The 21071-nt window shown below is 40.9% G+C and carries 18 protein-coding genes, 1 tRNA gene and 1 pseudogene; 8 read left to right on the forward strand and 12 right to left on the reverse strand.

The genetic code is table 11. The annotated features are described in order from the left end of the window. Positions 1 to 161 precede the first annotated feature (161 nt). Complete coding sequence (locus tag ACE1AT_RS15260) at positions 162 to 620, forward strand: divergent PAP2 family protein (protein WP_374869721.1); 459 nt, start codon at positions 162 to 164, stop codon at positions 618 to 620. 93 nt (positions 621 to 713) lie between these two features. On the opposite strand, the gene ACE1AT_RS15265 is transcribed toward ACE1AT_RS15260, so the two are convergent. The 7 genes from ACE1AT_RS15265 to ACE1AT_RS15295 all read right to left on the reverse strand — a co-directional run bounded on the left by ACE1AT_RS15265 (position 714) and on the right by ACE1AT_RS15295 (position 6048). After that, the gene (locus ACE1AT_RS15265) at positions 714 to 1400 is read right to left on the reverse strand and encodes a hypothetical protein (RefSeq protein WP_374869723.1); all 687 of its coding nucleotides are present in this window, start codon (positions 1398 to 1400) and stop codon (positions 714 to 716) included. Between the two features lie 233 nt (positions 1401 to 1633). Then, positions 1634 to 1963: an MgPME-cyclase complex family protein gene (locus ACE1AT_RS15270; protein ID WP_374869725.1), complete on the reverse strand. Its 330-nt coding sequence runs from the start codon at positions 1961 to 1963 to the stop codon at positions 1634 to 1636. A gap of 63 nt (positions 1964 to 2026) precedes the next feature. Next, entirely contained in the window at positions 2027 to 2746 is a 720-nt protein-coding gene (locus tag ACE1AT_RS15275) for an ester cyclase (protein WP_374869727.1), read from the reverse strand. Positions 2747 to 2946: 200 nt separating this feature from the next. Next, positions 2947 to 3669 (reverse strand): pyridoxine 5'-phosphate synthase, encoded by a 723-nt coding sequence (locus ACE1AT_RS15280; protein WP_374869729.1) that lies wholly within the window; start codon positions 3667 to 3669, stop codon positions 2947 to 2949. 198 nt (positions 3670 to 3867) lie between these two features. Further along, the gene (locus ACE1AT_RS15285) at positions 3868 to 4863 is read right to left on the reverse strand and encodes a HEAT repeat domain-containing protein (RefSeq protein ID WP_374869731.1); all 996 of its coding nucleotides are present in this window, start codon (positions 4861 to 4863) and stop codon (positions 3868 to 3870) included. A 106-nt stretch (positions 4864 to 4969) separates the two neighbouring features. Beyond that, positions 4970 to 5500 carry a hypothetical protein gene (locus ACE1AT_RS15290; protein WP_374869733.1) on the reverse strand — a complete coding sequence of 177 codons (531 nt, stop codon included), beginning with the start codon at positions 5498 to 5500 and terminating at the stop codon, positions 4970 to 4972. 173 nt (positions 5501 to 5673) lie between these two features. After that, positions 5674 to 6048, reverse strand: a complete 375-nt coding sequence (locus tag ACE1AT_RS15295; protein ID WP_374869735.1) for a cyclic nucleotide-binding domain-containing protein — start codon at positions 6046 to 6048, stop codon at positions 5674 to 5676. A 250-nt stretch (positions 6049 to 6298) separates the two neighbouring features. Between ACE1AT_RS15295 and ACE1AT_RS15300 the strand changes: the two genes are divergently transcribed. Continuing rightward, a complete protein-coding gene (locus tag ACE1AT_RS15300; RefSeq protein WP_374869737.1) occupies positions 6299 to 8026 on the forward strand; it encodes a dipeptide ABC transporter ATP-binding protein in 1728 nt (575 codons plus the stop codon). Positions 8027 to 8396: 370 nt separating this feature from the next. Here ACE1AT_RS15300 and glsA read toward each other — a convergent pair whose 3' ends face one another. Next, positions 8397 to 9368: a glutaminase A gene (gene glsA, locus ACE1AT_RS15305; protein ID WP_374869739.1), complete on the reverse strand. Its 972-nt coding sequence runs from the start codon at positions 9366 to 9368 to the stop codon at positions 8397 to 8399. A gap of 881 nt (positions 9369 to 10249) precedes the next feature. On the opposite strand from glsA, the gene ACE1AT_RS15310 reads away from it, so the two are divergent. The 3 genes from ACE1AT_RS15310 (at position 10250) to ACE1AT_RS15320 (ending at position 13670) form a co-directional block, all read left to right on the forward strand. Next, positions 10250 to 11350, forward strand: coding sequence for a septal ring lytic transglycosylase RlpA family protein (locus ACE1AT_RS15310; RefSeq protein ID WP_374869741.1), 1101 nt, complete (start codon positions 10250 to 10252; stop codon positions 11348 to 11350). Between the two features lie 176 nt (positions 11351 to 11526). After that, the gene (locus tag ACE1AT_RS15315) at positions 11527 to 13131 is read left to right on the forward strand and encodes a bifunctional pantoate--beta-alanine ligase/(d)CMP kinase (RefSeq protein ID WP_374869743.1); all 1605 of its coding nucleotides are present in this window, start codon (positions 11527 to 11529) and stop codon (positions 13129 to 13131) included. 167 nt (positions 13132 to 13298) lie between these two features. Beyond that, entirely contained in the window at positions 13299 to 13670 is a 372-nt protein-coding gene (locus ACE1AT_RS15320) for a hypothetical protein (RefSeq protein WP_374869745.1), read from the forward strand. 121 nt (positions 13671 to 13791) lie between these two features. On the opposite strand, the gene ACE1AT_RS15325 is transcribed toward ACE1AT_RS15320, so the two are convergent. Then, positions 13792 to 14970, reverse strand: a complete 1179-nt coding sequence (locus ACE1AT_RS15325; RefSeq protein WP_374869747.1) for a response regulator — start codon at positions 14968 to 14970, stop codon at positions 13792 to 13794. Positions 14971 to 15450: 480 nt separating this feature from the next. Between ACE1AT_RS15325 and ACE1AT_RS15330 the strand changes: the two are divergent. Then, positions 15451 to 15564 (forward strand): annotated as a pseudogene (locus ACE1AT_RS15330) (IS5/IS1182 family transposase); the annotation flags it as partial. 187 nt (positions 15565 to 15751) lie between these two features. Here the strand turns inward: ACE1AT_RS15330 and ACE1AT_RS15335 are convergent. Continuing rightward, positions 15752 to 15833: transfer RNA gene (locus ACE1AT_RS15335), tRNA-Leu, on the reverse strand. A gap of 194 nt (positions 15834 to 16027) precedes the next feature. Here ACE1AT_RS15335 and ACE1AT_RS15340 point away from each other — a divergent pair. Further along, a complete protein-coding gene (locus ACE1AT_RS15340; protein WP_374869749.1) occupies positions 16028 to 16771 on the forward strand; it encodes a DUF561 domain-containing protein in 744 nt (247 codons plus the stop codon). On the opposite strand, the gene ACE1AT_RS15345 is transcribed toward ACE1AT_RS15340, so the two are convergent. Further along, positions 16768 to 17922 carry a DegT/DnrJ/EryC1/StrS family aminotransferase gene (locus tag ACE1AT_RS15345; protein WP_374869751.1) on the reverse strand — a complete coding sequence of 385 codons (1155 nt, stop codon included), beginning with the start codon at positions 17920 to 17922 and terminating at the stop codon, positions 16768 to 16770. The genes ACE1AT_RS15340 and ACE1AT_RS15345 overlap by 4 nt on opposite strands. A 312-nt stretch (positions 17923 to 18234) precedes the next feature. Here ACE1AT_RS15345 and fetB point away from each other — a divergent pair, with 312 nt between their 5' ends. Continuing rightward, positions 18235 to 19011 carry an iron export ABC transporter permease subunit FetB gene (gene fetB / locus ACE1AT_RS15350; protein ID WP_374869753.1) on the forward strand — a complete coding sequence of 259 codons (777 nt, stop codon included), beginning with the start codon at positions 18235 to 18237 and terminating at the stop codon, positions 19009 to 19011. Positions 19012 to 19105: 94 nt separating this feature from the next. Here the strand turns inward: fetB and ACE1AT_RS15355 are convergent, their stop codons facing one another. After that, positions 19106 to 20914 carry a hypothetical protein gene (locus ACE1AT_RS15355; RefSeq protein ID WP_374869755.1) on the reverse strand — a complete coding sequence of 603 codons (1809 nt, stop codon included), beginning with the start codon at positions 20912 to 20914 and terminating at the stop codon, positions 19106 to 19108. Positions 20915 to 21071 lie beyond the last annotated feature (157 nt).

Here is a 21071-nt window from a genome sequence, read left to right on the forward strand (position 1 = left end):
TGGTTATTGATTGACTGTAGCCTGCGGCAAGCTGCTACGCGTCTACACTGATTTTCTGCTGCACAGCACTGGGTTAATTGAGGATTTTTGGTTGCATCTATTACCTACTCACACACAAACACACAACTGCTGCTCATTGTTATTAACCTGACCAAAATACCATGCAGGATATAGGCAATATTTTAGACAACCGGGTGCTGGTGGTTGCTCTAGTAGCTTGTTTGATAGCTCAAGCTTTGAAGCTCATCATTGAACTAGTCAAAAATCGGAAATTGAATGTGAGTGTTTTAGTCACAACCGGAGGTATGCCCAGCGCTCATTCAGCTTTAGTTACGGCTTTAGCAGTTGGTGTGGGGCAAACTCATGGTTGGGCTTCTGCTGAATTTGCCCTGGCCACAGTTTTTGCGATTATTGTTATGTACGATGCAGCTGGAGTCCGTCAAGCTGCTGGCAAACAAGCTCGCATTCTCAATCAAATGATTGATGAATTGTTTCACGAACACCCAGAGTTTACAGGCGATCGCCTCAAGGAATTGCTGGGACACACACCATTTCAGGTGATAGCTGGCTCGGCATTAGGTATCACCATCTCTTGTTTAGCTAGTTATGCTTATAAGTGATATCCTCCCACACCATAATCTCTGATTTGGTGTGGGCGTATCCTTGTTAGTAGTTAGTGGTTGTTGACCAATGACCAATGACAAATGACCAACTTAATTTTGTGGTACGGCCACTGCCGATCGCAACAGCGTTACCTTACTACTATCAACAATCACTGCAAAAAAACCTCGTTCTGAAAGCTTCTTTAATGTACTGTATGCGTCTTTCTGATTAGTTGTATAAGTCGCTAGCAAGTAATGGCGTTGCCCATAAGCTGCAAAACCCACATCACCCCCCACTGCTTGCTTTACTTGATTTGCGAGTTCTGGACGGTTGAAATAATCTACTAACACAGCAAAACCATTTCCCAAACGTTGAGGTTGAAAACTTAGTGTTTGAGTCGGTGCTGCTGCTACCTGTCCTGGTCGAGTGGTGATAATAGCCGACAAACCCGCAATGCTATTGACATATCTAGCCCAACGGTTAGCATCATCAATTTTAGTAAATCCACCGATTCTAGTTACTGTATCGTTAAGATATTTACACGTTGTACTCTTAAGCTCAGGCGGTAAAGCACGACGCAATTGATTCCGACTATCTGTAGTTGGACTGATCACCAGTAACACATATTCACCGGGTTTGGGAGACTGACAAACGGGAATATTTTTTTCTTGGGCAAAAGCAGTATTCATCACAGCGATCAAGGAGGCGAAAGAAGTAACAGAGGCGATCGCTAGTGTGAAACTACTTACTAAAATATTTGGTAGATTATGAAATTTATACACTGCTGATTTATACATAAATTCCCAGTATTATCCACCATCTTTGATGAAAAATACATATATTTTCGAGATTGGGTAATGGGTAATGGGTAATGAGTAATGGGTAATAGTTGGTTGTTGGTTATTTCCGATCCCCGTTACCCCTTCGCCCCTAATCCCCACTCCCTTGGGCTACGGTGTACACACAAGCCTTGGGGGGAGAGGGGACCCCACCTGTCCCTTATCCCCAATCCCCAATCCCCTTTCCCCAACTAAGACACAGTGGTAAGAGATGCCAGAGGCTCGGCGATACTTTCAGAAGGGGCTTGAAATTCCCCTGTGATCACGTATTCTAATCGCAGTTTCAGCCAAGTAATAAATTGGTGATTAGTAGAAATAATTGCTACTGCTGGTTGCGGACATTTTGCCTTAACTTGTGCCATCTGGGGTGTTTCCAGAAAAGCAGGTTGTTTCACTACCCAAAAATCTATTTCTTTTTCTTGTTCGTGATAGTGACGGGTACGTTCTCGCAACACTTCTTCCATTGGTTCTTCTTCTAATAGAAAGCGTTGACTTGCCAAAACGTAATAGTATGTTTTCATTTTCGTTCTTTGCTAAATAGATTAAAGTGGGGACATAGTATTATCTACTATGTCCTTGACAAATTATCTCAGTTTTAATCTTTTTAACCACGATCCAAAAGGACAAGCATTGGCTGGTTGTTGATCATTAGCCTGTTTGTTACCACTTGTGAGCTTGTTTAAAAATTCGCTATTGTCAAAATAATGCTCAACAGCAAGAATTTTCAAATTATCTGTAACACGAGCAAGACTCATCCCAACTATTTCCACCGTCTGTCCTGTGGGTGCATAGTCTTTATATGGCCCATTAAATGTTCCCCAATGTCGCCACTTGAATGTAACGTTGGGTGGACCTGAATAAACCTCCAGTACTTCCCACAAAAATCCTTTTGGAAACGCAGTCCGGAAAAGTTTACCTGAAGATTCAAAGGTTTCCTCAGAAGCTTTATAATTTTCTACATCACCAATAAATGTATTGTAAGTTCCAGAAGCATATACATCTTGAGCAGTGTAGAGCGAGCCGCCGTTACTACTCATACGAAACTTATCTTGTACAACTGACAACCACTGTTGGGGATTGCTTTTAAAAGATACCTCCATTTCAAAGGTTCTCACCAAATTTTGTACGATCGCTTCTAGAGAACCTTCTAAATGACAACATTTGCTCTCCTGAGCAAGACCTGCTTTTGATTCGGCATAATCAGGAGGGACACCGTAGCGCCATTGAGCATCTTTGCTTTGTGCAATGACTTCATCCCGGTCTTGTACCCAAAGTGGTAGGTCTTGAGATTGTTGTGCGCTCATAGAATTTTTTGGTTTCAGATTTAACTTGTAGTGTCCGTAATTACCAATAAATTTCTAGATTTCGCAGAGATTTTATTTCTAGGGATCGGGAAAAGGAGACAAGGGGGACTTATCAGTTATCAGTTATCAGTTATCAGTTATCAAAATTAGACTGTTAACTGATTCATGACCAATCCCCAATCCCCAATCCCCAATCCCCTCTAAAATTGCCCGCGCATGGCTAATTTCATCTCCTGGACTGCTCTTTCCATGCCTACTAATACAGCCCGGCTGATGATGGTATGACCTATGTTAAGTTCTTCCATACCAGGAAGACAAGCAACGGGGTAGACATTCCAGTAGGTGAGTCCATGACCGGCGTTGATTCGCAATCCGGCTTTCATCGCTTGCTCGCACCCGGCTGTTAACACATCTAGTTCCTGCTTCCGACTTTTTTCGTCTTTAGCTTCAGCATAGCGTCCAGTGTGCAGTTCAATGAATTTTGCCTTTACCTTGACAGAAGCATCTATTTGTGCAGGTTCGGCATCGATAAACAAACTTACTGGAATACCAGCACTTTGTAGTTTATCAACAACCTCTCCAATTCTAGCAATTTGACCCGCGATATCTAATCCACCTTCTGTGGTTACTTCCTCCCGTCGTTCAGGGACTAAAGTTACATAGTCTGGTTTGATATCGAGGGCGATCGCTACCATTTCATCCGTAGCAGCCATTTCCAAATTTAAATGTGTTCTGACTGTCTGTCGCAATAAACGCACATCCCGTTCTTGGATATGTCGTCTGTCTTCTCGCAGATGGGCCGTAATCCCATCTGCACCACCTAATTCTGCTAATACCGCCCCTGCGATGGGGTCTGGTTCCACCGTCCGTCGCGCTTGCCGGATGGTAGCGATATGATCAATATTTACGCCGAGTGTAGGCACCCTCGTTTCTCCCTATGCACAGTTCACAGGATTTGATTGTAGCGGAATACTCCTGGCAAAGCGATCGCATCCTCACTCACCTGATTTAGTTGAATTTGCTGACAGTCAAGGTTGCGAATATGGAATGGCTATATTAATTATAATTAGCATTCAAAATTGATGAAAAGGGCTAAAGCCCTTACTACAAACAATTTAATTTTATTTTTTTGCTGGGGATGAATTATCCGATATACTGTCACCAGCAGGTAAACCTCGAATACGATTCATTTGTATCAGAGCATATCGGGCTGTTGCTTGGACTTCGGGATCACAATCTTGCACCGCATGACATAAAATTTGACTAATTTGAGCCATCATGTCATAAACACGAGTGAGATCACGAATAGCATTTTGCCGTACTTGAGGGCTTTGATCTTGTAGAGAGATAGCTAAAGCGTTATTCATTGGTTTAAGTGTGCTAACCCCAATTTCTGCTAAAGCAGCCAAAATGAGACTGCGCTGTTGTGAATCTGCATCAATCATTAAATCTACTAAGGGTTGAATAGCCCGTGAGTCTCCTTGTTGACCTAAACTCCAAATCGCTTTGCGTCGCTTGATGGGATCAGGACTGCTTAAATCTTGAATTAATTCTTCAACAATATTTACTTTGGCTAGGCGAGAAGTACTTTCTGTTGGTGATGGTGGTAGTAATTTTGTAGATTGTGACGTGGTAGATACTTGTAGAGTGGTATTTAATTCTTGTGAAGGTGGTGTCTCTTGGAGGAATTCTGTTTGAGTCGAGCTTTCCAACAAGGGGGTATCTTTTTTATTAGCGGTAACTTTTTTGCTTCCACCCAAGAATTTGATTAAAAATAATAATGCACCAGTACTTCCGAAAATAGCGATCGCCACTACTAACCACCAAACAAAATCGCGCTCTTTTGGTTGCTTGTTGTTTGTGCTAGATTCTGAATTGAGGCTGACAAAAATATTTTTATCCCAAGTTGTGGTCAAATCTGACACTTTGAGCGCTGGGTAAGTAGGGAGGTGCTTCCTGGTCAAAATGGCGGGATTTCTGAATACAGTCTCCCGATCACAAAACACCCCATCTGTGCATCTCTCAAGGTTTTGTGTCGCTGTGCTTGGGGAAGCATAAGCCAAACTCAGGTAAGTAAAACAGATGGTCAGCGTAATTGAATAACGGCATAGCCTCATATACTAAGTTTCAGTCAGAATATACGTGGAATTCATGGATACCACGATAACTTCAGACAGAACTAAATGTTAACTGTTACCAATGAATTTAATTTTGTCCAACTACTTAGCCTTTTGCTTGTCGCTCCAGATACTGACGTACCCCTTCGCTCATTTGCAATAGATTTGGCTGAATTTTCTTGCCGAGAAAATCCTCAACTATCTCTGCAACTTTGCTAGCAATAAACCAAGGTACACCTTTGATTTGCTTGGAATCAATCATGAGTTCGCCACGACTTTTAATAATCGTGCTATCACCATCTGCGAGAAAGCGGTTCTTTCCTGCACAGTGGACAGCTTCGGTATAGACGTGAGTTTTAATCCGCCACTCCACTAAAAACTCAGCTTCGTTCCAAGTATTGTATTCTGTCCAAGAGAGCATATCTTCACTGAGTATAGCCCTTGCTGCGAGTGGAATTTCTCCCCCTCCATGCCATTCGTTGATACTGTAGACTTGTCTATCCTCCTCACGGCGGGATTTCACCTCAATTTGACGTATGTTTGGCATGTAGGGAATTAGTTCAACTAGCTTATCTCGGTAGGTGGCATAAACTAGGGAACGAGGGAAAGAAATCCGCGTATCAGCAGAGATCAGCATTGTGCAATTTCTTTGGGATTTGAGATTTTTGATTTCACTGGAACTTTAATCTTACAATTTTCCATAAATCAGCGATATATTAAGATGCGCGATCGCCGCTATTACAAATTTCTTTGGTTTCTTAGGAACTAGCCATTATATTTTTATCTCATTGCCAATTATAGGGTACTAGTTCACCCCAATAACTCTTGTCGTAAGCGAGTCAATCGTTCTGAGTAGTTTCTGATCACTTCGATCGCAAATACCGGAGTTTCCTGAACAGCGAACAAAAACCTTGCTTGGTCTAAATAAGCTAGTTTGCACTCTATTTTGGCGATCGCTGTATAAGTTCTGTTTTTGATACCAATCAGCACTCCTGTACCAAACACATTTCCGGCTTTTATAGTCTCTACAATCCTACCATTGACTTTTAACTCAACTTCTCCTTCTACCACACCATACATGCAATCTCCTAATTGTCCTTCCTCAAAGATTATTTGACCAGGTGAAAAGATTACCGGACCAAGTTGTTTTTGAAAAATAGTAATAGTTTGTATAGGTTCCAACATGGCTTCTTCACCCCACTTCAAAACAAATTGAAATTATAGTGTGTTTTATTTTATAGATTTTATGAACAAAATCTCACACTCTAATAATAAGTTTGATACATTGTTCGTCATGAAGTAGGTAGACATTAACGAGCAAAAATGCTAAACATTAAAACCATCTCAGGGATGATTTTTTCTCTCTGTTTTTAGTGGTGATGCTTTATATTTAGTAACTTACACGCTGATATCTGATTGATAAAAATTAAATCATATGACCTTATTTTCTATTGAACATTTGCGGGTTGCCTATCCTCACCGTAGTCATGAAAATACTCAGTGGGCTGTTGATGATGTATCTTTCAGCCTGCAACCGGGTGAAAAAATGGGATTGGTAGGAGAGTCTGGGTGTGGTAAATCAACTTTGGGAAGAGCAGCAATGCGGTTGTTACCACCATCTACTCAGATTGAAGGACAGGTGACATTTCAAGGTCAATCAGTGTTTGATTTAACACCAATACAGATTCGTAAATTTCGGGGTGAGGCGGTAGCATTAATATTTCAAGACCCAATGACGCGCCTTGACCCATTGATGACCATTGGCAATCATTGTGTAGAAACACTAAAGGCGCACTCACCCAAATTGTCAGCAAAAGCAGCGAAAGAAAAAGCGATCGCCACTTTAGAGAAAGTCAATATACCTGCTACTCGCTGGAATCAGTATCCGCATGAGTTTAGTGGTGGAATGCGACAACGGGTAGCAATTGCTTTAGCTTTGTTATTGCAACCAAAGCTAATAGTCGCCGATGAACCCACCACCAGCTTAGATGTCACAGTCTCAGCCCAGATTTTGCAAGAACTAACCCGACTGTGTGCAGAAGAAAACATGGCACTACTCTTAATTTCCCATGATTTGGCAATGGTGGCAGAGTATTGCGATCGCATTGGCGTTATGTATAACGGCAAAATGGTAGAAATGGGTACCACAGAATCAGTATTTCGACATCCAGAACACGAATATACGCGATCGCTCCTCCAAGCGGCTTTGCATATTCAAAGTGTAGAAGATACTGAGTTGGGACAAGGGGGAATTTCTCTTTTGTCTTTTCCCGATCCCCAATCCCCAATCCCCGTACTCTATGAGAAGCCGCTGACGCGTCTACGCGTAGCGTCTCCTCTGGAGAATCCCCGATCCCCGATTCTGCGTGTCCAAGACCTCAAACAGCATTACACTATCGAGCCTAATTTTGTTGAGCGCATATTTAAAGGGCAAGGTCAAACTATCAAAGCTGTTGATGGCATTAACTTAGAATTATATCCAGGGGAAATTTTAGGATTAGTCGGGGAGTCTGGTTGCGGTAAAAGTACATTATCGCGGACAATCTTGCAACTAGTTCGTCCCAGTGCTGGGAAAGTTGAGTTTCTTGGTAAAGACATCACTAACTTATCTCGACAAGAAATCCGCCAGCAACGACGACAAATGCAAATGGTATTTCAAGACCCCCATGCTTGTCTCAATCCGGCGATGACTGTAGGACAAAGTATAGCTGATCCACTATTAATTCATCAGATTGCAACTCCTGAAGAAGCAAAACAGCAGGTTTTAGGAATGCTAGAAAAGGTCGGATTACAACCAGCAGAGGTTTATTATCAGCGTTATCCCTCAGATTTATCAGGAGGACAGCAGCAGCGAGTCGCAATTGCTCGTGCTTTGATTACTCATCCGAAACTTTTGATTTGTGATGAACCCGTGAGCATGTTAGATGCTAGCGTACAGTCGCAAGTATTAGATTTGATGTTGGAGTTGAAAGAAGAATTTGATTTAACGTATTTGTTTATTACTCATGATTTGTGGTTAGCGAGATTTTTGTGCGATCGCATTGCTGTCATGAACGGTGGCAAAATAGTTGAAATCGGCCCCACCAAAGAAATTTTTGCCAACCCTCAACATCCCTATACACAAACTCTCCTTGCTGCTGCGCCTTTATTAGCAAGAGCATGAAGACGTGAGGAGGTGAGAAGTAACATAGTAAAATAGGATTAGTTTAAAATGAGAACTCCAAAAAATCGTCCTCCAGCACATCCGACCTAAGTAGCTACATATTTGTACTAAGACGCGTGGTATGAATAGTAATCTATAGCAGGAGTTTTATGGATAACAATTCATACTGGAGTGTAATGTCCAATTTATAGCTTGAACGCTATTTACAACTATTAAAATCCACCAGTTAGCTAGGTGGATTTTTTAAGTAATCAAATCGACCTTAAACAAGGGTTGCAGAACAGTTACTGGTACTAAGATTCAAAAAAAATATGATAGAGCTTCAAACTACATTTAAACTTCCCAATTGGATAGTACAGGCTTAGATTGACTATTGACCATTGGCTAACCCCGAACACTCAAACAAATGTAAACCCAAATGTTGGGAAAGCTCCTCGCACACCTTTACTCCCCGGACGCTGTTACCACGTGCATCTAAACGCGGGGAAAATACTGCAATCCCCATCTTGTTGGGTACTACGGCGATAATTCCACCAGAGATCCCACTTTTGGCGGGAATACCAACTTTGTATGCCCACTCTCCAGCGAAATTATACATTCCACAGGTGTACATGACACTGAGAATGTCTTTGATATACCGATGATCAACAGCTTGTTGCTTTGTCATTGGGTTGATACCTTTATTTGCTAGTGTCGCCGCCATCACTGCTAAATCATGGCAATTCACCATCACAGCACACTGCTGAAAGTATAAATCCAATGCTTCATCAATGGGTTTGTCAATCATGCCAAAGTTGAGCATAAGGTACGCCATCGCTCGGTTACGGTGTCCGGTGGTACGTTCTGAGGTAAACGCTGAGATATCAACGAAGACATCACGCCCGATGTAGTTTTGGAACATCTCTAACATCCGGTTTAAACGCTCAGTTGCATCCGACCCTTTGATCAAACTAGTTGTGGCGATCGCACCAGCATTAACCATTGGATTGTAAGGTCGCTTGGATTGTTCGTCTAGCACAATGGCGTTGAATGCGTCTCCTGTCGGCTCCACACCTACTCTGGTTAAGATATAATCTCGCCCGTGATCTTCAAGGGCGAGTCCATATGCAAATACCTTCGATATGGATTGAATCGTAAATAGCTGCTGATAATTCCCAACTTCGTAAACTTCACCGTTCACACTGACGATACTGATAGCAAACAAATCCGGGTCTACCTTAGCCAATTCTGGGATGTATTTGGCGACTACACCATCCTGCAATGGTTTGTATTTGGAATACAAGTCATCAATGAAAGTTTGTAGTGATGATGAATTTTTTGCTAAATCTTCTTGGTTTGTCATGAAGCTGAGTGAAAAAGTCTGAAGTATGAAGGATAAAGTATACTAAGTTTAAAAAATCACGCGTTCTCAACTACCCAAAGTCAAATATTGTGTCTCATTGCTGTGGTTACAAATGATTCGCATAGCATCAGCAATTCTGGTTAATTTTTTAGATAATTATTTTTTATTTTTTTGTAAAAAAATCTTGGAAGTGGAACTACCTTTTTAGTCTCTTGTTTAAGACATATGTAATTTATCTTACTATATATCTGCTGCGCTTGATGAATTCAGTGTATCTAAACACTTGTTACAACAAGAACATTCATAAAAAGATAATCAATATCAAAATAATTGTAATCATAATTCCACATCTTAGCTCTATTATCAGCGATCCCCTTGTTGCTGTCTTTGATTAACTATTGGCAATCGCTACTGAAAAAATGTTATAAAGATAACTTAAGATTATGATTAATTTTAATTTTAAATAGTAAGTATAATTACTTATTATAAGTAAATTCATGGAAAAATAAAATTTTTGAAAAACTCAATAACATTAATGAGCTGTTTAGGCAAGACCATATGCAATTTGATAGATTTAAATACCAAATCATGTTAAGTTTTCCTAATAAAATTTCTAAACAATAAAAAAACTATTACATCGCTAAGATCCTCTTTTTAGAAAGGTTTTAAGCCTAAAATACCAATTTAATTTCGATAAAGTTACCAAGACTTGCGATAAAACCCTGATCCCCAAGATCAGAAGTTCGTGTTAGTCTGTTGCAGTTAATAGCAAAAAGTGAAAGCGGAACGAGTTCGGTTGTTGGCTAAAGTTATTCTCAATTGAATGCTTAACCTACGAACTATCAAAGCTCCGTTCTACAGTCGCTTTAATATTCGGACGCATGAATCAAAAACATTTGTGGACTGTTGTCACTGTGTGTAGCACAGTTTTGGGAATGCCCTTAGTTGGACGTACTGAGACAGCTAAGAAAATCGCTCCAACCTCACCACTTACGCCTTCCGGTGATGTGGAAAAAGTAGGAGAATACCAATCCCCAACAGCAAATCCTGCTTCAGATGCTGCGATCGCTAAGATTCAAACACACCAAGCAGCAGGTCGCTCAGTGGCAACGCTCTATATCCGCGATATTCCCGTGATCAGTTTTCTAGGACAAAAATCAGTTGTCAGTGAAGAAACAAAAGTTGGTGAAATCGCTAACGTCAACGGGGTATCTCAAGCTCTTGATACCAGCAGTCCTACTCAAATAGCAGCAACCAACGGGACAGGTGCAAGTTTGGCAACTCAGACTAGCTCGGACGAAGATGACCCCATTCAAAGGGCAAGTGTAGTAGCAGCAAAAATTAACCAGCTAGTCCTAGATAAAGTAGACGCCAGCAAGATAATTGTAAGTTGGAAAGCATCAGAAGCATCTACAAACTCCAATCAAGATCAGAATAAAGGCCTAACTGGTCAACAAAAAGCTGGCGATCGCTTCGTAGTTAAAGCCAATAACCAAGAACTGGTAGAGATCAACCAAAACACAAAACTCGCGGATACAACCAACGATCCCGCTCAAGATGCATTACAAGTAACCAACCGCTTACGTAGACTCATAGGCAATGCATCGCCTTTAGGTCAGATCGCTAACTTACCTGCGCCTTTCTCGCTGTCAAACAAGCTACCACATCAGATTGCTGTCAAAGTCCAAGATACTTTCAAAGGTGTAGCTTCCTACTACGGCTATGATTTTTCTGGTAATAAAACCGCCACTGGTGAGAGGTTCAATCCAAATGGAATGACAGCAGCTCACCGCAGCTTGCCTTTTGGTACAAGAGTACGTGTGACCAATACCCGCAATGGTCGGTCTGTGGTTGTGCGAATCAACGACCGAGGTCCATATATTCGTGGTCGGGTTATTGACCTCTCTCTAGGCGCAGCGCGGATTTTAGGTATGATGAGCAGCGGTATCGCACCTGTGCGAATTGAAATTCTGGGAAGGTAGTTTTTTGGTGTTAGTTGTTGTTTGTTGTTTGTTGGTGGCAGGTTGCAAACAACAAACAACTATCAATCACCAACAAGCAACCACCATTTCCTTTGTTCCCCTAGACTAGCTTCTTGCCTCCCAAATCGGATATAAACTAACGGGGGAGAGCTTAGATCAAGACTAGGGGTATTTTTGTGCGCCTGTTGACAACTACTGTGGCTTTACGCTGCTATTTAGATCAGCGCCGTTCGGAAAACCAGCTTACAGAGCAAGAACGGCCATCAGAATTTGAGGTGACTGGGAGACCTTTTACGGCTGTTGGTCTAGTTCCCACTATGGGAGCCTTACACCAAGGTCATTTCAGCTTAATTCAACGGGCGCGGCAAGAAAATGCTACGGTTATTGTCAGTATTTTCGTCAATCCTCTGCAATTTGGTCCCAATGAGGATTTTCACCGCTATCCCCGCACTTTAGACCAAGACCTGCAAATGTGCGAACAAGCAGGGGTAGATATAGTTTTTGCGCCGACTCCGGAAGAAATGGGAGTTGACCTGAAAAATATACAAGAATCAAAAGTTACACAAGTTAACCCGCCATCTGCTATGATATCAGGCTTGTGTGGTAAAAATCGTCCAGGTCACTTTCAGGGTGTGGCAACGATTGTTACCAAGCTGTTCAATTTAGTACAGCCTGACCGAGCTTATTTTGGTCAAAAAGATGGTCAACAGTTAGCTATTATCAAACAGTTAGTAGTTGATTTAAATTTTTTGGTCGAAATTGTTGCTTGTGCAACGGTGCGGGAAACATCTGGTTTAGCCATTAGTTCTCGTAACCAATATTTGACTACCACAGAAAAACAGCAAGCAGCTGTGTTGTATGGTGGGTTGCAAAAAGCCCAAGCAGCCTTTCGTGCTGGAGAACGCAATGCTAACAAACTTATTGCAGTGGTGCAGCAAGAAATAGCAATGGTCAGTTCTGTATCTGTGGAATATATTGAATTGGTTGAACCGAATACTTTAATGTCAATAGAAAAAGTTCAGGAGGAAGGAATGCTCGCGATCGCCGCTCGTCTTGGTTCTACACGTTTGATTGATAATACGATTTTACGCGATCGCCAGCCAATCATTGCTATTGATGGGCCAGCTGGAGCTGGTAAATCTACCGTTGCACGTCAGGTAGCAGCCAAACTAGGTCTAGTATATTTAGATACAGGAGCCATGTACCGTGCCGTCACCTGGCTAGTACTGCATGAAGAAATCGCCTTAAATGATGAGTGTGCGATCGCAGAATTAGCCAATAGGTGTGTGATTGAATTGTCTCCAGGACAGGACTTACAATCTCCTGTGCAAGTGTACATTAACCATCATGATGTTACCCAAGCAATTCGCTCAACTCAAGTTACGTCTAATGTTTCCGCGATTGCTGCACAAAGTGCTGTGCGTCAAGCATTAGTAAAACAACAACAAAGGTGGGGTAAAAAAGGTGGTTTAGTTGCAGAAGGACGGGATATTGGTTCTCATGTTTTCCCCGATGCAGAAGTGAAAATATTTTTAACCGCCTCTGTACAAGAACGCGCCCGTCGCCGTCTACAGGACTTTAAAAAACAAGATCAGCCTGAAATATCCTTAGAACAGCTAGAAAAAGATATTGCTGAACGCGACTGGAAAGATAGCACTCGCAAAGTTTCTCCCTTGAAGAAAGCACCAGACGCCGTTGAAGTGATCACAGATGGTTTGTCAGTAACCGAAGTTACAGAAAAAATTGTGGACTACTACCAGCAACGCTTATCTCAGTTTTAAGAGTCATTGGTAATTAGTCAATTGTCAATTGTCAATTATTGAAAGTAGCAATTGACAATTGACTCATGTCAATTGACTCCACAAAGCAGAAGTTAATTTACATTAAGTCAAAGAATCTTAGGAGAAAGTCGCTATCCTAGAGGAAGAGCAGGACGATACTTTAACAAATGACCTTTAAAAACTTTCAGTTAAGTCTGTATCAACTACGCCCCTGGCTCACCTTCATAGTAATTGCTTGGTTGCTAGGATCATTGGGCTTAGGCTGGTTGGTAAATTCATTGCTAATTATCGTTGGGCTACTTTTGCTCACACCTATTTTGGCATTTTTTGGATTTCGTTGGTGGTTGCAACGTAACCTAATTACTGATCGATGTCCCGTTTGTAGATACGAATTTACGGGTTTGAATCAAACTCAGTTACAGTGTCCTAATTGTGGAGAACTGTTGTTAGTACAACAGGGTCATTTTCAGCGCACTACACCCGACGGTACGATCGACGTGACAGCTGTCGAAGTACCAGCACAATCACTTGAAGATTAGTTATTAGTCATTGGTCAATGGTCAAGAGAAAAAATGACTAATGACTAATGACTAATGACTAATGACTAATGACTAATGACTAATGACTAATGACTAATGACTAATGACTAATGACTAATGACTAATGACTAATGACCGATTCCGAAAAAGCTTGTGTGTGTTTACGTACTATACCCATTACCTTGTCAGATGATATAGGTTTGGCGAGTAAATCTGTAGATCCTGCCACTTTAGCTCGAATTCGCTCTAAAGGACTATCACTGTCTCTTAAAATTATTATGGGCGTATTAGAAAATAGGGAAATACGCCTGAGTTGAGCGCAGATTTCGTAACTACTGCTAACTGGTAGTACTAAATTCAAAAAAATGAGGTTTGGTCTATGCTCAATTAGAATTGATAGGGCATGAATAGTATCTTGAATATTAATAAATCTAAACCCATTAGGAATGAGAATATCTTCAAGTGTTTGACTCAGCGAAAGATTGTTATTTACACAAGCAACGAGTAGACTATTGGGATTTGTATTTTTTTTGATGAAAGAATTTTTATTAACTTCAATAATTCGTAAGGGTAAGTCAAAAACTTTTACTAATTCAATGATTCCTTTGGATATATAAGGAAGCAAAGAATGGGAAACTGAAAGTACACTTTGCTTCATTTTGACGGCTAAATCCCATAGAGTATATTTGCCGTTAATTAAAGTCACAAAATTATTGTAGACTGCTGAACTTACATGTTTCTGAAGTTCTTCTGGTTTTCGCAATTTTGGTGCTAAATTAGGTGATATATTCTTGAGACCACTTGCTAACCAATCTTCCCAAGACTCTTGCATGAGCTTTAAAGACATATCTGCATCGCTGATACTGACTGGTGCTTCTAAGAAGAGTTCTTGGTTGCGATCGCAACTTATAGAATAAAAATTGGCTTGTTGAGTAAGATCAAATAATAACTCTGCGGTAGTGTTTTCTATAACAGCCGTCATTTGTTCAGGCTTAATTTTCTCTTGATTATATAGAGACACTAGTAAACAATAATCCCAGTAATCAAGTGATAATTCTTGAGGATGTAAATGTATCTTATCAATATCAATACTAGGGCAGTATTGAGCAAATTGCCGCCTCAACCGTCGGAAAGGATGAGTACCTCCTGTTGCCCAAATCATTTTACCAGCGTGGTAATAGAAAATCCATTTTTGTCCATTAACACTTTTAATATTTAATTTGCCACTATATTTTAATTGATTACAAGTTTTAAATTCATTAATTAATTTATTTGATACCATCATTTGCGGATGGTTCATATTTTCTCCTTCATTAATATGATTAACAAGTGATTTTGAAAATACCTGTATTTTGATATGTTGGTATTTAAAAGGAAACAGGGAACGGAGGAGTTTAGGTTAGGGATTTAAACTCTAATCCAAACTTGCAACTTATAGAAAATGGAGTTTTAGACCCCGATAGGGGAACAGATAAATTCCCTCAGTTCGCAATGAAGCTGTTCTGGAAAACATATATCATCTTATACATTAAGTAAGAAGATTAAAACAGTATAAATTCTGAATTTATTTTTGTGTTAACTGTGTAGAGGTTGGTTATCTACCTCTAAAAATTTGATAAATAAATGTACTCATATTAAGCGTTTCGCTTTTTTGAATAAACTTTACCTGACTCAAAAGCCGATTCAAATAACATGATATTTGAAAGTTTATCTTGGCAATTAATAAAATAATTAATACCAGTATACTTAGAGAATTATCATCTGTTTAGGGCATAGTCAGGGGAGAATCCATGATTTTAGGCTATTTAAAAGTAGTGGGATAAAATTTGGAGAATTACTTAAAGTCATAGCGGATAAAGGCTATCAAGGGATTAATAAAATCCATCAATTAACCCTCTTCCGTCACTCTAGGCAGAGTAAAATAAAGGTAAAACCCTGAAGTGGAGGCTGGGACTATGACACAGCCTAGAATTCCTGATACTACAGTCACCTTTATAGATAATTATTGTACTGCCTACCAAAAACTCTTCCCGGAAGTGAGAAGTTACCTTCGTTGAGCCAGGGGTAATTCATATTAAAAGTGCGGATGAAAGGACTTGAACCTTCACACCTTTCGGTACTAGAACCTAAATCTAGCGCGTCTGCCAATTCCGCCACATCCGCATCAGTTTTTCATCATAACATAACAAATACTCTATAGCAATAAAGTTTTTGTTTGTGGCTACTGGCTAGTTTTCCAAATAACATTGACGCATACTTCAAGTGTGCTGAGGTTGACTCCCTGGACTAAAAGCTCTAGGAGGAAGCCTTCAATTTGTGTGAAAATATTTCTACTTTGATGATTTGCGAGAGAAACCATGACGATGCATCCGACTCTCCAACGTGCATTTGCTAACCGCTGCGCCCTCAAAGTTATCAGCGGTTTGAATAATTTTGATGCTGCTCGTGTAGCAGCAACAGTGAAAGCTGCACACCACGGCGGTGCGACTTTTGTTGATATTGCTGCTGATCCTACCTTAGTAGAATTAGCTAAGAGCTTGACTAATCTACCCATTTGTGTATCTGCGGTAGAACCAGAAAAATTCTTGTCAGCAGTAAATGCTGGTGCGGATTTAATTGAAATTGGGAATTTTGATGCTTTCTACGCTCAAGGACGTAGATTTGAGGCTGAGGAAGTTTTAGCACTGACTCACCAAATTCGTGTTTTACTGCCAGAAATTACCCTTTCTGTGACAGTTCCCCACATTCTCACACTTGACGCGCAAGTACAACTGGCTGAGGAATTGGTAAAAGCTGGTGCTGACATCATCCAAACCGAAGGTGGCACCAGCAGCAATCCCACTCATGCTGGTACATTGGGCTTAATTGAAAAAGCTGCTCCCACATTGGCAGCAGCTTACGAAATTGCCCGTGCGGTATCGGTTCCAGTACTGTGTGCTTCCGGAATTTCTAACGTTACCGTACCCTTAGCGATCGCGGCTGGTGCTGCTGGCGTTGGTGTCGGTGCCGCCATTAACCAACTCAACAACGAAGTAGCCATGATTGCTGCTGTCCGTAGTTTGGTAGAAGCTTTAGGAACGAGTGTAGAGGTTAGAGGCTAGGGATCGGGGATCGGGGATCGGGGATCAGGGATCTGACAATCCTTGAGGCTATAAATTACCTGATCTTGTTGTTCCTCGGAAAGTTCTGGAAACATCGGTAAGGATAAAACCTCTTGGGACGCTTGTTCAGATACTGGTAGTTGTCCTGGTTGATAGTTCAAGCTTTCGTAGACTGGTTGTAAATGTAGAGGACGGGGATAGTAAATCATTGTATTTACGCCCTGTTCTTGCAATTGGTTACGTACCCAGTCTCTTTTGTTGTTAAGGACACGAATCGTGTATTGGTTCCAAACTCCTTCGCCACCATTTAATTCTTGGGGGGGAATAATACCGGGAACTTGATTGAGAAATTGTTGGTAACGAGATGCGATCGCTCGTCTTTTTTGATTCCAAATATCTAAATAACGCAGCTTGATTTGTAAAATAGCTGCTTGGATGGCATCTAAACGGCTATTAACACCTATTTCTTCGTGGATGTAGCGATTTTTTTGACCATGCTCTTTTAGTACCCTTAACTTAGCAGCAATTTCTGGATCATTGGTCGTTATCGCCCCGCCATCGCCACAACCACCGAGATTTTTGGTAGGGTAGAAGCTAAAACAGCCGATGTGTCCTATACTTCCTACTCTTTGTCCGCCCCAAGTTGCACCTGTAGATTGAGCGCAATCTTCAATCACTGTGAGATGATGAGCGTTAGCGATACTCATGAGTGCAGTCATATCCACAGGTTGTCCAAACAAGTGGACAGGAATAATTGCTTTGGTTTTGGGTGTGATCGCTGCTGCTACTTGCTGTAAATTTAAATTAAAAGTAGTTGCATCGATGTCAACAAAGACTGGTTTTGCTCCTACAGCATCAATTACCTCAGATGTGGCAATAAAAGTGAAGGGTGTTGTAATTACCTCATCGTCTGCACCTATATTAAAAGCTCTTAGTGCTAGATAAAGCGCATCTGTTCCGGAATTACAAGCCACACATTCATTGACACCGTGATAAGCAGCAAACTGCTGCTCAAAGTTTCCAACCACCGGTCCGCCAATATAACGACCAGAAGTTAAAACCTCTAAAACTGCACTACTCACTTCTGCTTCAATCGAGGCGTATTGCTGTTTGATATCAAATGCAGGAATGGAATTTTGACTTTGAACCATGAGTTTATTATTTATAAAAATGTAGGCTGAAAACCCTTGAGAAACAGCAACGTAGTTGCGAATTTCGTACTACCCTACCTAGCCCTTTCAGGGCGGCTACGCCAACAGAACCCTCTAAAGTGCGGGAAGCTAACGCAACGAGGGAACGGGAACGCTAAAGGCGAACAGGCCGCGTGTTGTAGCTTGCTTGGCACGGGGTAAGCATCAACACAAGATCCCATACATATAATGAAAGTTCCCGGTGGTTGTTATTGGTTAGTAGTCAACCAATCAACAACTAACAACTACTACTAACTAGTAACGCCAAAATCTATGCAGGAACTGATCAAATTAGATTTAGTTGATTTGGCTAGTGCGACAGCATTAATGGCTGTAGTCATTGGTTTATCTGTTTGGGAAAATCTAGGATTAGAACTCAACCTAGCCCTGGCAACAGGGAGAACCATTTTACAATTAGTAGTATTGGGATACGTTTTAGATTTCATCTTTGCTTTTAACAATGCTTGGGCAGTTTTAGCGTTTTTAGCATTATTGCTGACAATCACGGCGATTGTCGCACGAAATCGCATTAGTCAAAAAATACCGCAAGTTTTGCCTTTAGTATGGGGTTCCCTTTTACTTAGCACGATTGTGGCTATAGTTTATACTAATCTTGTGATTATTCAGCCAAATCGATGGTATGAACCACAATACCTAATCCCTTTGGCGGGAATCATACTAGGTAATGCGATGAATGCAGCTGCGATCGCTGGTGAACGTCTCGTCAATACAATCAAAAACAGCCATCTAGAAATCGAAACTCATCTCAGTTTAGGTGCAACTCCACAAGCTGCGATCGCCCAGTATCGTAAAGACGCCATTCGTGCTGGTTTAATCCCTACTATTAACCAAATGATGATTATTGGTTTAGTGACAATACCAGGATTTGTTGCTGGACAGATATTAAGTGGTGTAAGTCCCCTTGATGCTGCTTCTTACCAAATAGTAATTATGTTAATAACTGCCTTTGCCAACTTACTAACAATCATTTTGTTAACTAAGGGGTTGAGCCGTTTGTTTTTTAACTCCGCAGCGCAGTTGGTGAGGTGAGGGGATAAGGGAAGGGGGACAGGGGGACAAGGGAGAGTGGGGAGTCCTAATATATGACCATTCGCGCCTATTAACCACCAACAACCAACCATTTTTAACGTGTTGGTATATGTCCATGAATTTGCCTACCTTGGGCATCATAGACAATCACAGCTAAGTTAGCGTTATCACTAATGACATCTAGGGCTTGCTGTAAGCTTTGTAGGTGATTAGTGATATTAGTTACAGTATTCTGATCGGCTTGATTTAAGCTGCTGTTCAGAGCTTGTTCATACTCCGGAGTAATCCGAACAATTATTTCTCGGTCATTAATGGTATAATTGCAAACTCGAACTTCACCAGAACAGGTTTTTTCTAAATCAGTCCGGGTTTGTTGTAGAGAGTTAGCAACTTGGAGTTTTGTTTCTGCTTGTTTAAGGGATGTTGAATAAAGTTGGATCAAAGTTTGAGCTTGAGTGTAGTACAAGCTATCTTGTTTGACCTGCTTCACAGTATTTAAAGCTTGGTTCCAGTATGTCACCGCAGCTTGCCATTGGTTTTGTTTTTCGTAGCGTTTAGCTTGTTCTGCGTTTTCAATGGCTTGTTGGTAGGTTTTAGCTGCTAGTTGTAGTTTAGTGGTGCGATCGCGGGCGGCTACAAGTTTGGGTTTATACTCTATCAGCAGTTTTTCGACTTCTGAGTATACAGAGCTAGTCTTAGGAATAATAGTTAAGGCGTTAATTGCTACTTGCCAAGTGGATTGGACTTTCTGTAATTCTGGTAAGGTTTTAGCTGTGGTTTCTTGGTTAATAGCAACATTCGCGACATTTTTAGCTGCTGTTATTTTTTTTAACCATTTGTCTTCTACTTGCAATTGCTGATTCACAGTTCGCAATTTGGCACGATATATCGCTAATCTTGGCTGCACCCATCCATAAAGTTCATTATTGATACTAATTGTTTCTAGTGGTGCGATCGCTTGTCGCCAGAGATTTTGTCTAGCTTTTAGTTCTTCGAGAGAATTTACCGGGGTTTGACTTTTTTGTGTTGCTAATGAGACTGCACCAAAGGCTTTGATGATTTTATTTATAGTTTCTGAATATCTAGATAGATTAGCTGCTAGTGTCTCAGCTTCTTGGTAACGTGATGACCAACTGGGAATAGTTTTTAGTCCTGTGGTTGCTTCCACAAGTTGCTGTTGTACTGTTGTTAATTCTGTTTTAGATTTGGAAGTTTGTATTAATCTTTGCCATGATTTGTGTAAATTATCGGCTGTTTGGATTTCTTTACATTCAGACATTACACAAGGACGAGTCAACAAGTAAGCAGCCCCACCTAAGACTGCAATTGCAGCTACAACAATAGCCGATACAATAGGTTTAATTGGGCGTCTTGACTTTAATGTTGTGTAATAAGACAAATCTGGTGCATCTGCCATGGGGTCAAAATGGTGATCTTCAGATTCATCAGGGTTATCTGGAGAGGACTGTTCATCCATCAACGCATCGGAAGCGGTAAATGGGGAAAAATTATCTAGCTTCTCTTCTTCCCCTAGTCCTCCCATTGGTTTCTCATTCTCAGAAGAAACCTCAAACTCCCTCATTTCCTCAACTTTCGCTTCAGAGGCTTTCAGAATCAGGGAATGTTTAGCATAAGGTAACTTTACCCCTGCGATTCTCAGAAAGATTTCCACGTGTTGTCCGTGGTGATTAAGTAGCGATTGGAGTGCTTCTTCAAGCAATACAAAGATGTTCTCAGTATCAGCTGTCACACCTTGGGGGTGTTGAGTTAAAATCATGAGTTGATCATTTTTGACAGCACACTTTACCTGGAAATATTCACCAGATGGAATTTCGGCACGCAGCTGTTCTTGTAAAATTTGCCCTATGAATTGTAAATCTTCTTCTATGACTGCTACTTGCATAGAGCCATCCTGCTGATTTATATAGTTTTGATCATCTTCAAGTGTGTTAAAAGAACTTATTTTAAGTTTGGAACGTAGATACACAGTTTCATGACCCCCAGCCTTGTAATGTGAGAGAACATTTTTTTAGCACAATTTTTCAGCTTTTACCAAAAGT

It is taken from the genome of Pelatocladus sp. BLCC-F211, assembly GCF_041928655.1.
GTDB lineage: Bacteria > Cyanobacteriota > Cyanobacteriia > Cyanobacteriales > Nostocaceae > Pelatocladus.